Origin of the sequence: Nocardia sp. NPDC051990, from assembly GCF_040680755.1 — a bacterium.
Lineage (GTDB): Bacteria > Actinomycetota > Actinomycetes > Mycobacteriales > Mycobacteriaceae > Nocardia.
Window position 1 is genome coordinate 447,726 of the sequence record NZ_JBFAXH010000001.1, and the last position, 14,404, is coordinate 462,129.

Consider the following 14,404-nt stretch of genomic DNA (forward strand, 5'->3'; position numbering starts at 1 on the left):
AAACCTCGTTTGTTGGCTGGACGGGGGTACCTGATGAAGCGCTCGAACGCGCATGCGGCGCTGCTCCTCGCCGTGATCGGCGCGCTGGTTTCGCTGCTGAGCACCGGATGCGCGTCGGTATCCGCGTTGGACGCCGAGCCAGTTGTCGGTGCGATGCCGGAACCGCCCCTGACCGCGAATACGTTGCACGCCGAGCTCCGGCTGTCCCCGCTGCGGTGTCAGCTGCCGACGATCCAGATGAGCGCCGGGGGCCAGCGGCAATTCGTGCAGGCTGAGTTGGACTGCTTGACAAAGGCCTGGGATCCGGCCCTGCGCGCCGCGGGTATGAGCCTCGCGCCGCTGCAACTCGTGGTGGTCGACAACGTGACGACCGGCTGCTCGAGAGAGGTCCAGTCCACCGATCCCGCTTTCTATTGCGGCGGCAGTGTGTACTGGCCGACCGACGACCCGATCCATCGGGGTTGGGGTTCACAACTCACGCAATACCTGATGTTCGTCGTCATGCACGAATACGGCCACCACCTGCAGTCCTCCACCGGAATCCTGCGCACCGCCGATAGAGATATCGGTTCCGCGGGCGAGAAGTCGCCGCTCGGATTGGAACTCAGCCGACGCATCGAACTCCAGGCCCAGTGCCTGGCCGGGGTGATGCTGGCGGCCGCGCAAGCCGGTGGCATGCTCACCTCGGCCGCGGCCGTGGATTTGATCGATATCCAATCTGATGCCGAGGAGGATCCGACCCACGGCACCGGCGTGAACAGTCGCCGTTGGGTCGAATCCGGCTTCCGCGGTGCCGCCACGTCATCGTGCAATACCTGGGCAGCCGCGCTCGACGAGGTGGAGTGACCAGTTCGATCGGGCCGACGAATGGCAGCCCGCGGCCGCGATAGCGCGTCAGGCGATGGACAGGGCTATGCCGTCGAGGATGTCGTGTTCACTGACGATGAGGGCGGAAATATCGGTGCGGCGGGACAGCTCGTATGCGAGCACCTCGGTGATGACGGCGCCGCCGCCGATTACGTCGACGCGGCCGGGATGCATGGGGCCGAGGGCGGCGCGCTCGTCGTGGTTCATGCCGATCAGGCGGTCGCAGACCTCGCGCACCTGGTCCAGGGTGAGGCTGGTGAGATGGACACGCTCCGAATCGTATTCGGGCAGATCGAGGGCGACGGCCGCGATCGTGGTCATGGTGCCCGCGACGCCGACCCAGGTGTGTACGCCATCGACGGGCACCTCGGCGAAGGCCTCATCCAGTCGTTCGGTAGCAAATTCCCGTGCGGCGGCGACCTGTTCGGCGGTCGGCGGGTTGCCGGGCAAGCATCGCTCGGTAATGCGGACGCAGCCGATATCGGCAGAGAAGGCGGCACGGACGCCGCCGCTGTCGCCGACAACGAGTTCGGTGGAGCCGCCGCCCAGATCGACGACAACGAAAGGCCCCGCCTCGCTGGCCAATTCGCCGACCGCACCGGTGAAGGACAGCCGCGCCTCCTCGTCACCGGTGATCACCTCGGCCTCGGCCCCCACCACCACCTTGCCGAGTTCGACACGGGCCATGGCGAAGAAGTCCTCGCGGTTCGCGGCATCGCGCATGGCGGAGGTCGCGACCATCCGCACCCGCGCGACCCCCGCCTCCCGCATCAGCTCGACATAATCGGCGAGCGCAACCCTGGTGCGCTCGATCGCCTCCGGCGCCAGTGCCCCCGTCGCATCCACCCCCTGCCCGAGCCGCACGATGCGCATCTCCCGATGCACATCCGCCAAACGGCCATCACCGAGCACCTCGGCGATCAATAGTCGGATCGAATTCGTCCCGCAATCAACTGCTGCTACCCGATCACTCATGCTCAGCTCCGCTCATATCCGGGTGTGTGGGCGGGTTGTATTCGGGCCAGTCGGCGGGGATTGCGGTGCCGCGGAGGCCGGTGTCGGCGGCCATCGCTACCGCTTCGTCGCCGAAGGGGTTGACGCCCGGGCCCTTGGCGAGGGCGTGCGCGATCAGGACGTGCAGGCATTTCACTCGCTCGGGCATGCCGCCACCGGTGAAATCGGTACCGAGCGATTCGATTTCATCGCGCTCGGCCAGATAACTCTCGTGGGCGGCGCGGTAGGCGGCGGCCAATTCCGGGTCGGTGGCGAGGCGTTCGGTCATTTCCCGCATGACTCCCGCGGATTCCTGCCTGCTCGCCTCGGCGGTGAGGCGCGGATCCGTCAGGTAGTACAGGGTCGGGAACGGGGTGCCGTCGGGCAGCCGCGGCGCGGTCTTGACCACCGCGGGCAGCCCGTCCGGGGTGCGGTAGGCGATGGCGAGTACGCCGCGCGGTTCGCGTCCCAGCTGCTTGGCGATGATCTCGAGATCGCGTTCGTTCGGTGCGGTCACCTGGGTCCTTCCGGTACTGGCTGCGGCGGGGCGGGCGGCCCAGCCGGTGCGGCGGCGGGCGTCTGGGCCTGCTGCGGTCGCGAAATACTGCGCCACAATTCGGTGTACCAGGGCTCCGGCGCCTTCGACTGGGTCGGTGCGGCGGGCGGCGCGGGCGCCTCGATACCGGGCACCTGGACGATATAGGGCGTCTCACCCGGCATGACCAGCCGCAACCGGTCCCTGGCCTCGGAGCGCACGTAGGCCGGGTCCTGCTGCTGCGCACGGCGATCCCGCAACTTGGCGAGATCGGCCTCGAGTTCGATGCGCTCCTGCGCCAGGTGCGCGGCCTCGGCTCGCTGGGTGAAATAGGTGCGCAGCGGCACGGCCAGCGTCAGTGCGAGTGCGCCGACGACGATGGCCAGGATGACCGCCTTACCGGTGGACAGGCCGAGGATGGTGCGATCGTGCCGGTCCTCATGCCCGCCGGTGCGCAGCCCTACCTTCTGTGGCTTGGCCTTCTCGGCGGATTCGGACCGCCTGCGGGTCGTCCGCTTCGGTGCGGCCGCCGGCGATTCGGCGGCCGGGCGCGATCTGGCAGAACGCGACGTGCGGCGGTTCCCGCGTCCGGCCGGACTGGATCCACGCGCACGTCGCTCTGTCATACCGCTTCCCTGCATCTAATGTGCGGTGCTCCCGGGGCCCTTCGTGGTTGCGCTGGCTGCCGCCTCCGGGCCCATCGCTCGCACCGCGCGGTGACTAGCCTTCGAACGCGAACCGTGGGAACGCGACGTCACCGGCGTACCGTGCGGAATCGCCGAGTGCATCCTCGATGCGCAGCAGCTGGTTGTACTTGGCGACGCGCTCGCTGCGCGCCGGGGCACCGGTCTTGATCTGACCGCTGCCGACCGCGACGGCCAGGTCGGCGATGGTGGTGTCCTCGGTCTCACCGGACCGGTGGCTCATCATCGTCTTGTAGCCGTTGCGGTGCGCGAGCTCGACGGCATCCAAAGTCTCGGTGAGCGTGCCGATCTGGTTGACCTTCACCAGCAGCGCGTTGGCGGCTCCCTTGGTGATGCCCTCCTCCAAGCGCTCCGGGTTGGTGACGAACAGGTCGTCGCCGACCAGCTGCACCTTGTCGCCGATCTGATCGGTCAGCGCAATCCAGCCGTCCCAGTCGTCTTCCGAGAGCGGGTCCTCGATGGAGACCAGCGGGTAGGCGGTGAGCAGTTCGGCGTAGAACTGCGCCATGTCGGCGGCCGAACGGACGCTGCCCTCGAATTTGTAACCGCTGCCCGCGGTGTAGAACTCGGTGGCGGCGACATCGAGCGCGAGCGCGACATCGGTGCCCAGCTTCAGGCCGGTCTTCGCGATGGCGACACCGATCAGGTCGAGCGCTTCCTTGGTGCCCGCGACGGACGGCGCGAAACCGCCCTCGTCACCGAGACCGGTGGACAGGCCCTTGGACTTCAGCACCGACTTGAGCGCGTGGTACACCTCGGCACCCCAGCGCAGCGACTCCTTGAAGGTCGTCGCGCCGATCGGGGCGACCATGAACTCCTGGACGTCGACGCCGCTGTCGGCGTGCGCGCCACCGTTGAGGATGTTCATCATCGGCACCGGGAGCACATGCGCGTTCGGGCCGCCCAGGTAGCGGAACAGCTCCAGACCCGAGGATTCGGCCGCGGCGCGTGCCACCGCGAGCGAGACGCCGAGCAGGGCGTTCGCGCCGAGGCGGGACTTGTCCGGGGTGCCGTCCAGATCCAGCAGGACCTGGTCGACGGTGCGCTGCTCGACCGCGTCCAGGCCGATGACGGCGGGCGCGATCTCGTCGAGTACCCCCTCGACGGCCTTCTGTACACCCTTGCCGCCGTAGCGCTCGCCGCCGTCGCGCAGCTCGACGGCCTCATGCTCACCGGTGGAGGCACCGGAGGGCACGGCAGCCCGGGTCAAGGTGCCGTCGTCGAGGGCGATCTCGACCTCGACAGTGGGGTTTCCGCGAGAATCGAGGATCTCGCGAGCTCCGACCTGTTCGATGATGGCCACGAAAACGACACTCCTTCGGCTGTTGGCACGGTAGGTCTGACGGGAAGGGCCGTGCGCCTCGAGCCTAGCGTCCTTGCGGATTTCGCAGTAACCGGCACTCCGACCAATCGCCGCGCACTGTCGTGATGAACACCCGTTGTTTTGTCCAATAGGTGCTCATGCCCGGCGTCCGACGCTGTAGGCGGCGGCGCGATCGCGGACGGTCAGTAGATAGGCATTCGACTGGTTGTAGGTCAACAGGGCCTGCTGCCAGCCGCGCTCAGAGGTCAGATCGCCACCGCTCGCGCACAGGTAGCGGGCCGCGGTGAGGGCGGCGTCATCGATATTCTGCGCATCCGCGACGCCGTCGCCGTTGGCGTCGACACCCCAGCGCTTCCAGGTCTCCGGAATGAATTGCAGTGGGCCCAGCGCCCGGTCGAACTCCGGGTCGCCGTCGAGTGCGCCGCCGTCGGTGTCTTTGACCAGCGCCACACCCGGCGCACCGTTCAGCGGGATGCCGATGATCAGCGGGCGCACCGTGCCGTCCGCGCCGACCTTCGAGCCGCCATGGGTGCCGTGCTTGCTCTCCACGCTGGCGATCCCCGCGATGGTGGTCCAGGCGATCCCACAGTCGGGCCGGGACCGACCCATGACCGCCGCGGCATAGCCGTACGCCTCCAATGCGACAGTCGGGATACCGAGTTTGCCGGATTGCGCGTCGGCCCAGTCGCGCAGCTGCTCGGCGGTCCGGCCGGGCGCATCCAGATCGATCAGCGGCAGCGGTGTGCCGGGACCGGGCGGGATGCCTTCGGGAATGGGCGGCAGATTGCGTTCCGCGCCGCAGCCGGCGAGCACAAGGGTCACCATGGCGGCGGCCAATACGCCGGTCAGCTTCGCGAGCACTCCTCCATCATCCAGATTCGAACGACCACCCCCGCGAAGCACACATCGCGGCAAGCCGAGCGCCATGTATCCCTCCCCTGCGAACCCCGCCGATGGCGCACGCCCGGTGGTCGCGCGCTCCGTGATCCGAGACTACCGAGCCGATCACCGATAACGCGGTCGTGCTGACGCCTTCATATAGCTTCCGTTCAACGCAGAAGCTGCGAACCAGCTAACCGAGGAGTTCCCAGGTCGCGGTGTGGGTCGGTCTGGTGAGGACCGCTGTCGCCGAACCGGATTCGACAATGCGGCCGTGGTCGAGGACGACGAGCTGGGCACAATGACCGGTGACCAAGGTCATATCGTGGGTGATCACCAGGAGGCCGGTGTCGTGTTCGGCGCGGATGCGGTCGAGCAGGGTCATGATCGAGACGGCGGTGTTGCGATCGAGGGCCGAGGTGATCTCGTCGCAGACCAGGACGGCGGGCTCGGCCGCGAGCGCCCTGGCGAGTGCCACCCGCTGGCGTTGGCCGCCGGAGAGTTCGTGTGGGTAGCGGGTGGCGAGATCCGATGCGAGTTCGACCGAGCCGAGCAAATCGGTAATGCGCTGCGCCAGTCGTCGTTTCGATACTCCGCCGATTCGACGAAGCGGACGGCCGAGGGTTTGGGCGACGGTGCGCCGCGGATTGAGCGCGGATCGTGGGTTTTGCGTGACCAGCTGAATACCGTTGCGGCCGTGGCCAGCTCGCCGGCCGAGTCCGATCGGTATCGACGCACCACGCAGTTCCAGCGATCCGGTCGCCTCCCGGTGCAGGCCGGCGATAACCCGCGCGAGAGTGGTCTTCCCCGCTCCGGACGCACCGGCGATCGCCAGTGCCGCGCCGCCCGGCAGCACGAAATCGATATCGGCCAATACCTCGTGCCCGTCGATCGAGGCACCGATATTCCGGGCCCGCAGTACGGGCTCCGCTGCCGACTCGACCGTCCTGGAGCGCACCGCTACCGCCCCGTGTCCTTCGCTCGGCTCCGAAGCCGAGCCGCCGGTGTCGAGCTCTCGGCCGAATGGCAGCCCTGGAGCGGTCGCCACGATCGACGCGATGGCCCCGTTCGGTCGCGCTGAATTCGATGCACCGTGCACCGCAGCCAATTCGACCACGTCATCGGCGATGGCATGGATAGTCGCGGTGTCATGGCCGGACAGCACGATCGCGGTAGCGCCCTGAGCGGCGATATCGGCGAGCAGACGGGCGATTTCGGTACGGAGGGCACCGTGCAGACCCGCCAGGGGTTCATCGAGAATGAGGATCCCGGTGTGGCGGACCAGCGCACGGGCGAGGGCAACGCGACGCTGCTGTCCGCCGGAGAGTTCGCCGGGGCGGCGGCGCAGGTGTTCGTCGGATAGGCCGACCAGTCCCAGAGTTTCGGCCACGGCGGCAGCGGGGTGACGGACCTCGTTCAGCAGGGCACGCACCCGCATCAACGGATGCAGAGCCGAACCCGGATCCTGTCCGACATAGGCGATGTTTTCACGCCGAAATCGTTGCAGCTCAACGTGATTCAACGCGAAAACATCCTGCCCGGCGACCACGACCGAACCCGCGGATCGCCGCGCTCCCGCTGGCAAATGCCCGAGCAGTGCCCGCATCAACGTGGTCTTGCCCGATCCCGACGGACCGGTCAGGGCGGTGACCTTACCCGCCGCGACGCTGAAACTGGTCGGCTCGAACAACTTCTGACCATTCGATCCGCAAACGGTCAGCGCATCGACAACGACGGATGCCTTCATCCCTGCTCCTCCAACGCATTGCCCGGCAATTCCGGCCCGCCCACAGGTGAGCGAACCAGCGACGCGGGATCGTGCGCCCTTGTCCATCGTGGCGAACGATGCTGATCGAATGAGGTCACCGCAAGATTCACGCTGACCGCGACCACCCCGATCGCCAAGCTCGGCGCCAGCACGGACCAAGGGTTGAGGAGCATGCCGGAGGAGTTCTCGCGCACCATGACCGCCCAGTTGCTGGCGCCGAGCGTGGTCGGCAGTTGCAGGAACGATGCGGTGCTGACCACATACACGCCCTCGACGAAGCGAAGACCGAGCTGGGCGGCGAAGACCTCGCGCAGATTCGGGATCACTTCACCGAACACCAAGTGCGGCAGAGTTTCACCGCTGGCCTGGGCGGCTTCGACATAGCCGCTCGCCGCGACAATAGCGGCGGCCGCCGCGAAAACTCGTGCGCAGTATGGAGTTCCGAAGAGCAGAGCCACCACGACAAGCCCGTAGCCGCCCGCATCCGGCCATGCCGTCAACACCAACAGGATCCCGAGTACCGCCGGAACCAGGATCGCGAAATCGGCGATGCCCTCGATCAACGCACCGACCCGAGGACGCAGCGCCGCGATCGCACCGAGCACACATGACAGCACAGTCACCGCGACCGCGATCACACCCGCAAGCAGCAGCAGACCCCAACCGCCATAGAGCAATTGGGCCAGTACATCGCGGCCGAGCCGGTCCGTGCCCAGCAGGCTGTCCGCACCCGGCCGCGCGAACGGTATCCCGACCGCCTCCTCGGCGGGGCGAGTCGCCAGATTCGGCCCGAGCGCGGCGGCGACAACCACCACCAGCGCGGGCAATACGGTGAGGAATCTTCGCACCCGCGACCTCCCAGTCCGAGCCATCGGAATCCGCGGCGCGCCGGTCATATCCGCCCCCGCGATGCCCAGGCCCGAATCCCGTCCGCCAGCGCCAGCATCGCCATGATGACCACCCCGGTCAGCGCGACTACCGCGGCGATCAGGGAGGTGTCCCGATCGGCCACCGAACCCGCGAGCACCGCACCCAGTCCCGGATAGTTGAAGATGGTCTCCACCACCAGCGCACCGCCGAGCAGCATGCCGACAGTGGTCGCGAAACTCGCCACAATCGTCGGCAGCGCAAACGGCAGCACATGCCGGGTCAGCACCGATGTGGTCGAAAGTCCGTCCAGCACCGCACTTTCCACATGTGGCGAGCGCGCCGAATCCAGCAGGGCGGCCCGCACCACCCGGGTATTCCAGCCGATCTGCGGTATCGCCAGTGCGAGCACCGGGAGCACCAGCATGTCGGGACCGGCCGGAAATCCGGAACGCCCGGTAATGGTGACAGCGGGCAACCAACCCAGTCCCAAGGAGAACACCAGGATCAACAGAGTCGCGATGACGAACTCCGGAATCGCCGCCGCCGCGGTGGTAGTCGGCTGCAGGAACCGGGTAGCGAGACTGCGCCGCGCCGACCACCAGCCGCCGAGCAGCAGCGAAGCGACCACCGTCACCAGGAAGGCGAGCCCGCCGAGCAGCAACGTCGGCGGAAACTTGTCGGCCAGTAGCTCATCGATCGATCGCCCGCGCGCCGTGCGACCGAAATCACCGGTCGCCACACCGGATATCCATTCGAGGAACCGCACCGGCAGCGGACGGTCGAGGCCCAGTTCATGTTCCTTGGCCGCGAGCTGCGCCGCGGTCGCATCGCGGCCGAGCACCGCGCGGGCGGCGTCGCCCGGCAGCAGGTCGATGGCCGCGAATACCGCAGCCAGCAGCGCGACCAGAAGGACGACCCGCCGGATGAGGAGTCGGGCGATGGACATCATTGCGCGAGCCAAGCTCGTTCCAACTGCACCCTGGCGAAGCCGCCGAGGGTAGGCACATCGCGCACCCGGGATGCCGCGATATCGATACCGTCGGCCATGCCCCACACCAGATAGCCGCCGCGGGCGTACTGAATCCGCTGCACATCACGGCAGGCGGCCATATATTCCGAGTCATCCGCAGCGGCAAGGGCTTTCGCGGTGGACGCATCGAATTCGAGATCGGTGAAGGCGGTTTCGTTGCGATTGGATGTCGAAGACATCAGCTTGGTCGCGAAGAACAGCGTGGAATCATTGGTGCCCCAGGAGACCGTGTACAGCGGCGCCTTCATCCAGGTCTGGTCGTAGAAGGTATTCGACTCCTGTGTCACGACATCGAGGCGCAACCCGATATCGGCCAGCTGGGTGGCGATCACCTTCGCCGATTCGACCTCGCCCGGCGCCTCGGCCTTGGTGTGAAACCGATATCCGCGCCCGGTATCGAATCCGGCATCGCGCAGCAGCGCCTTCGCCCGGTCCACATCACGGGTCCGCTGCGCAATGGTGTTGTCGTACAACGGATCGCCGGTGCCGAGGATATCGTTCGCGACCGTGCCGTACCCCGAATGCACCTGACTGACCAGGGCCTTGCGATCGACGCCCAGCCGAATCGCTTCGCGTACCCGCGCATCGGCGAACGGCCCGTCGGAGGTCCGCATCGCGACCCCGACCATGGTGTCGTTCGACCGTCGCACCACGCGCAGATCACCGCGCCCCTCGGCGATGCGTCCGGCGATCGCACCGACGTTCGAGGCCAGATCGATCTGCCCGCCGAGTACCGCATTACCCAATGCCGTCACGCTGTCGAACATGGTGACCTCGATGGCGTCCAGCAGCGGCGCCGGTCCGTACCACTGATCATTGCGCACCAGCCGGGCATTGCCGCTCTGATAGGACTCCAACCGAAACGGCCCGGTCCCGATGGCCTTGGTGAAATCGGTGGTGTCCTTCTGCACGGTGAAGGTCATCAACCGAACCAGCAGCGGCAGTTGGGAATTCGGTTCGGGCAGCGCGATCACCACCCGGTTCGGCCCGTCCGCGGTGATGTCCTCGACGGCGGCGGGCATTTTCGACGCACCGCCGACGGTCCGCAGCCGACGCAGCGACCACACTACGTCAGCGGAGGTGACCGGGGTTCGGTCGTGGAAGGTCGCGCCGTCGGCAATGGTGAAGCTCCAGCGGCGGCGCTGCGCATCGGCTTCCCACCGATCCGAAAGGCGCGCAGCAACATTCGGGTTCGCACCCGGTACCGTGAGCGCGTCGTACACCAGCGAGGTGATGAGGAAGTCGCTGTCATTGCTGAGATTCGCATGCGGATCGCGTTCGATCCGCGCCGCGCTGCCGAGCGCACCGACTCGCAGGGTGCCACCACGGCGCGCGGGGCCGTCCGAATTGCCGCCGTTCGAGCAGGCGGCGACCAACAGCAGCGCGCCGATGCCGGTTCCCGATCGCAGGAGTTGTCGTCGATTCCATTCCATGGTGCTGCCTTCCTCGAACCTTACGAGTTGCCCGCGCGCAACGGCGAACTCTAGCGAATCTAGCTAGGACAGGCTAGCCTAATAGGGTTCCGGTCGTTGAGTTTCGCCGAACCACAGCCATCAGTCACCACCCCGAGGGCGATGCCGCAAATTTGCTACAGCTAGCCGCGGCAGACTCGGCCTCCATCCGCGCACGCTCAGTAGTCTACGACTCGCTTAGGTAAGCCTTGCTTAACGCGGCCGGACCCGCTAGCTTCGCAGATCGAATCGTCATAGCCCCGCTTTTCGACCCGATGCGAAGAAGGGATCTCTGGTGAAAGGCGTTCTCTCCGAACGTAAGACGCTTCACCCACTGGATATCGAACGGCGCGAGCTGCCCACCACCGCCGGACATGCGGTGCGCGCGCTCGCACGTGAGATATGCGCCATACTCGACTCCCGGCCCGATGGCCCGGCCGATACCGCTCGCACGCTGACCGATCCGGCATTGCTCGAGCACATCGATGCGCGCGTCGGTGAGTTGCCCGACGCGGTACGCGTCGCCATGCGACCGCCCGCGACCGCGGCCGGCGCCACCATCGTCGGCACACTGCCGCTGACCGACGCCGAATTCGGCCCGACCCCGCCGAGCTGGGTCGAGGCGGCCCGCTGGAGTGGTGAATCCGACCGCCGCGCAAGCTCATTCGAACTCGATATCGTGATGCTGCTGCTCGCCCGCAGCGCGGGTGAACCGTTCGGCTGGCAGGGCCAGCAGGGCGGGAGGCTGGTCAACAACATCGTGCCCTCCCCCGGCCACGAACACGAACAATCCGGTGCGAGTAGTAAAACCCTGCTCAGCCCGCATACCGAGGACGCGTTCCACCCGGACCGGGCCAACCTGCTGATGCTGGCCTGCCTGCGCAATCCAGACGGTGTCGGCACTACCGTCTCCTCGGTACGTCGCACCGAGCTGTCCGATGACGAACGCCGACTGCTTGGCGCGCCGACCCTGCCGATCCTGCCCGACGTCTCCTACGGCACCGGTCATGAGCACTACTCCGCGACCCCGTTGCCGACGCTGTGGAGCGCCGAATCCGCCGACGACACAGCGGATTTGACGCTTCGCTACGATCCCGCATACACCCCGCTCGACAATGCCGATGCCGAATTCCGGTACGCATACGCGCACCTCACCGCGGAACTCGAACGCGTCTGCGTCACCGCCGCACTCGCACCCGGCGAGCTATTGCTGGTGGACAATGACGTGGCCGTGCACGGTCGGGTACCGTTCACCGCGCGCTACGACGGCACCGACCGCTGGCTCAAGCGCGTCAATGTCCGCCTCACCGAACGACGACGGCGGGCCGCCGAGGCCGACGAAAATGGTTATGGGCAACGGATCGTCGCCCCGTTCCGAGCGGCAAGCAACCCGCTCGCGATCGACGGTGTACCGGCTCGGGCTACCGCCCGGACCGCAGTAAGACTGGATACGACACAACATGATCGAGGAACCGTTGAGCACTCGTGACCGGAGCACACCACTGCGTGTGCTGAGCCGCAGCGACCTCGCGGACGTGCCCATCACGCCCGCCGAGGTGGTGCGCGCGGTGGAGGATGCGTATCTCGCCTTCGCCGCGAGCGATTCGGATAATCCGCGCAAACTCAGCGTCGCGAATCCGGACGGCTGGTCGGTGGCCTACGCCATGCTCGGGCGCGACGGCCGGCGCCGGGTGGTCGCGATGAAGACCTCCTATAAATTCGATCCCGGCCACGACCGCAGCACCAAGCGCTACTACACGACCATCACGCTCTATGACGACAGCACCGGCGCACCGATCGCCATGATGGACTGCGCCAGGGTCGGCGCGCTGCGCACCCCGGCAGTTTCGGCGTTGCTGGTGCGCGAGACCGCACGCCGCGGCGCGGAAAGCGTGCTGTTGATCGGCACCGGCACCCAGGGCCGAAATGCCCTGCCGCACTTGCTCGCCGCCAATCCGCAGCTGCGCAAGCTGATGCTCTACGGCACCCATCCGGAGGGACTGGCGGCGGTAGGCGATTACCTCGCCGCGTACAACCCACACGCTGTGCTCGAGACCGTCGAGGATCCGCGCGCGGCCGCGGGTATCGCCGATGTGGTGCTGGCGACCGCGGGGCCGGGTACCGAGGTCGCGATCGAATCCGAGGATCTCGCACCGGGGTCCACCGTGGTGCTCGTCGGCTACGGATTGGCGCCGTCCACGCTGGTCGACGCCGATCGGGTCATCGCGACCAGCGCCGAGCAGATGGCGCTGACCGGCACCGATATGGCCGGTCCCGACGGCAGGTTACGCACCGTCGACGCCGAACTGCCGCAGATCCTGAGTCGCCGTGCGATCGCACGCCGCTCCGACGACGAGCGGATCTTCGTCTACAACAGTGGATTGGTGCTGACCGATATCGCCGTCGCGCACGCACTCGCCGAACGCGCCATTGCCGAGGGCCGCGGCACGGAGGTGCCCCTGTGGGACTAGACATCAGCGCCGTCGAGTTCGACAAAGCGGTGCACAACCTCGGCACCGCCGAACCCGACGGCACGCTGCTGTTCGACAATGGCTCGACCCGCGACAAAGTCAAACTCGGCGAGCCTGCTTCGGGTACCGAGACTGCCCCCGATCCCGCTGTACTGGCGGCAGTGCAGGGGCTGCTGAACATCTGCGCGCCTGCCCTGCCCGCACACACCGACGACTGGGAGCGCAGGCTACTCGCCGATCCGAATCTGCTCGGCGATATCGCCTTTGCGATCGGCGGGCCGTTCCATGTGATGTATCCCCCGCGGATCGCGGTGAATATCAACGGGTTCCAGCGGGCATTCGAACAGGCCGGTGTGGATGGAGTTGTCTACTACGGCAAGAAGGCCAATAAAGCCGCCTGTGTGGCTCGCGCCTGCGCAGAATATGGTGCGGGCGTAGATGTTTCCAGTGTCGGCGAGCTGCATGCCGCACTGTCACAGGGTATTCGCGGTGACGAACTGATGATCACCGGTCCCGCCAAATCCGACGATCTGCTGTGGCTGGCGGTGCGGCACCGCGCACTGCTCGCCGTGGACAACCTCGACGAACTGCACCGGTTGGCCGCTTTCACCACCTCGGCCGCCGCGGCGCGGGTGCTACTTCGGATACTGCCCAACGGATCCGCGAGCCGATTCGGCATGACCGCCGAGGAATTGGACCGGGCGATTTCGGCAATCGGCACCGTCGGTCACGAATCGATTCGCCTGCAGGGCTTCAGCTTCCACCTCTCCGGCTACGATGCCGTCGCACGCGCCGAACAGGCCGACGAATTGATCACCCGCTGCCTGGATGCGCGCACACTGGGCCATCCGGCCACCACCATCTCCATCGGCGGTGGATTCGGCGTCGACTATGTGCCCGCGAGCGCCTGGTCGGAGTTCACCGACCACGCGAACGACCAGTGGTTCCATGCGGGGAAGTCCTTCGATTCGTACTACCCCTACCACTTCCCGGCACCAGGTCCGGCCATGCTCACCGCCATTCTCGAACACAACGCACTGGCGCAACGATTGCGCGACAGCGATATCCGGCTCGCCATCGAACCGGGCCGGGCATTGCTCGACCGCGCCGGCTCCAGCGTCTTCCGGGTGCGGGGCAGCAAGACCCGCACCGCCGACGGTCACCCCTACCAATTACTCACCGTCGACGGCACCAGCCTGAGCCTGTCCGAGCAATGGTTCGACAGTGAATACCTGCCCGATCCGATTCTGTGGCCGCCGCGCCCCGGCGACCTCACCCCGACCTGCGTCGGCGCGGCCAGCTGTCTGGAGTCCGACATGCTCAGCTGGCGGCGCATCCCACTACCGCGCCGAGCCGAGGTCGGCGATCTGCTGATCTATCCGAATACCGCCGGTTACCAAATGGATTCGAATGAATCGGCCTTTCACGAACTGCCGATTCCGCCGAAGGTCGTGCTGCACGACACCGGCGATCTACTCCGCTGGACGCTCGACGCCGGATAATCCGGCACCC

The 14,404-nt window shown here is 66.9% G+C and carries 13 protein-coding genes; 4 read left to right on the top strand and 9 right to left on the bottom strand.

Annotated elements, in window-relative coordinates:
• Nucleotides 1-33: 33 nt before the first annotated feature.
• Nucleotides 34-846 carry a neutral zinc metallopeptidase gene (locus AB0L63_RS02145; protein ID WP_364493314.1) on the top strand — a complete coding sequence of 271 codons (813 nt, stop codon included), beginning with the start codon at nt 34-36 and terminating at the stop codon, nt 844-846.
• 48 nt (nt 847-894) lie between these two features.
• Here the strand turns inward: AB0L63_RS02145 and AB0L63_RS02150 are convergent, their stop codons facing one another.
• From AB0L63_RS02150 to AB0L63_RS02190, 9 genes are all read right to left on the bottom strand, one after another.
• Nucleotides 895-1,842: a Ppx/GppA phosphatase family protein gene (locus AB0L63_RS02150; protein WP_364493316.1), complete on the bottom strand. Its 948-nt coding sequence runs from the start codon at nt 1,840-1,842 to the stop codon at nt 895-897.
• Entirely contained in the window at nt 1,835-2,377 is a 543-nt protein-coding gene (locus AB0L63_RS02155) for a DUF501 domain-containing protein (protein ID WP_364493319.1), read from the bottom strand. Before AB0L63_RS02155 ends, AB0L63_RS02150 begins: the two co-directional genes overlap by 8 nt.
• Nucleotides 2,374-3,021, bottom strand: coding sequence for a septum formation initiator family protein (locus AB0L63_RS02160; protein ID WP_364493321.1), 648 nt, complete (start codon nt 3,019-3,021; stop codon nt 2,374-2,376). Before AB0L63_RS02160 ends, AB0L63_RS02155 begins: the two co-directional genes overlap by 4 nt.
• A gap of 94 nt (nt 3,022-3,115) precedes the next feature.
• Nucleotides 3,116-4,402: a phosphopyruvate hydratase gene (eno, locus tag AB0L63_RS02165; protein WP_364493323.1), complete on the bottom strand. Its 1,287-nt coding sequence runs from the start codon at nt 4,400-4,402 to the stop codon at nt 3,116-3,118.
• Between the two features lie 156 nt (nt 4,403-4,558).
• A complete protein-coding gene (locus AB0L63_RS02170; protein ID WP_364493986.1) occupies nt 4,559-5,248 on the bottom strand; it encodes a lytic murein transglycosylase in 690 nt (229 codons plus the stop codon).
• 247 nt (nt 5,249-5,495) lie between these two features.
• On the bottom strand, nt 5,496-7,049 hold the full coding sequence (locus tag AB0L63_RS02175) for an ATP-binding cassette domain-containing protein (protein WP_364493325.1): 1,554 nt from the start codon (nt 7,047-7,049) through the stop codon (nt 5,496-5,498).
• Nucleotides 7,046-7,918 (bottom strand): ABC transporter permease subunit, encoded by an 873-nt coding sequence (locus AB0L63_RS02180; RefSeq protein ID WP_364493327.1) that lies wholly within the window; start codon nt 7,916-7,918, stop codon nt 7,046-7,048. Before AB0L63_RS02180 ends, AB0L63_RS02175 begins: the two co-directional genes overlap by 4 nt.
• A gap of 44 nt (nt 7,919-7,962) precedes the next feature.
• Nucleotides 7,963-8,889, bottom strand: coding sequence for an ABC transporter permease (locus tag AB0L63_RS02185; protein ID WP_364493329.1), 927 nt, complete (start codon nt 8,887-8,889; stop codon nt 7,963-7,965).
• On the bottom strand, nt 8,886-10,403 hold the full coding sequence (locus tag AB0L63_RS02190) for an ABC transporter substrate-binding protein (RefSeq protein WP_364493332.1): 1,518 nt from the start codon (nt 10,401-10,403) through the stop codon (nt 8,886-8,888). Before AB0L63_RS02190 ends, AB0L63_RS02185 begins: the two co-directional genes overlap by 4 nt.
• Before the next feature lie 313 nt (nt 10,404-10,716).
• On the opposite strand from AB0L63_RS02190, the gene AB0L63_RS02195 reads away from it, so the two are divergent.
• The 3 genes from AB0L63_RS02195 to AB0L63_RS02205 are packed head-to-tail and all read left to right on the top strand — an operon-like array spanning nt 10,717 to nt 14,394.
• Entirely contained in the window at nt 10,717-11,910 is a 1,194-nt protein-coding gene (locus AB0L63_RS02195) for a TauD/TfdA family dioxygenase (protein ID WP_364493334.1), read from the top strand.
• Nucleotides 11,882-12,892: an ornithine cyclodeaminase family protein gene (locus tag AB0L63_RS02200; protein ID WP_364493336.1), complete on the top strand. Its 1,011-nt coding sequence runs from the start codon at nt 11,882-11,884 to the stop codon at nt 12,890-12,892. Before AB0L63_RS02195 ends, AB0L63_RS02200 begins: the two co-directional genes overlap by 29 nt.
• Nucleotides 12,883-14,394, top strand: a complete 1,512-nt coding sequence (locus AB0L63_RS02205) for a Y4yA family PLP-dependent enzyme (protein WP_364493338.1) — start codon at nt 12,883-12,885, stop codon at nt 14,392-14,394. The genes AB0L63_RS02200 and AB0L63_RS02205 overlap by 10 nt, the downstream gene beginning before the upstream one ends.
• Nucleotides 14,395-14,404 lie beyond the last annotated feature (10 nt).

Excerpts from the sequence above, each read along its gene's own strand:
- AB0L63_RS02150 (WP_364493316.1), bottom strand. The coding sequence starts at position 1,842 with ATGAGTGATCGGGTAGCAGCAGTTGATTGCGGGACGAATTCGATCCGA.
- AB0L63_RS02190 (WP_364493332.1), bottom strand. The coding sequence starts at position 10,403 with ATGGAATGGAATCGACGACAACTCCTGCGATCGGGAACCGGCATCGGC.
- AB0L63_RS02160 (WP_364493321.1), bottom strand. The coding sequence starts at position 3,021 with ATGACAGAGCGACGTGCGCGTGGATCCAGTCCGGCCGGACGCGGGAAC.
- AB0L63_RS02185 (WP_364493329.1), bottom strand. The coding sequence starts at position 8,889 with ATGATGTCCATCGCCCGACTCCTCATCCGGCGGGTCGTCCTTCTGGTC.
- AB0L63_RS02170 (WP_364493986.1), bottom strand. The coding sequence starts at position 5,248 with ATGGTGACCCTTGTGCTCGCCGGCTGCGGCGCGGAACGCAATCTGCCG.
- AB0L63_RS02200 (WP_364493336.1), top strand. The coding sequence starts at position 11,882 with ATGATCGAGGAACCGTTGAGCACTCGTGACCGGAGCACACCACTGCGT.
- AB0L63_RS02145 (WP_364493314.1), top strand. The coding sequence starts at position 34 with ATGAAGCGCTCGAACGCGCATGCGGCGCTGCTCCTCGCCGTGATCGGC.
- AB0L63_RS02175 (WP_364493325.1), bottom strand. The coding sequence starts at position 7,049 with ATGAAGGCATCCGTCGTTGTCGATGCGCTGACCGTTTGCGGATCGAAT.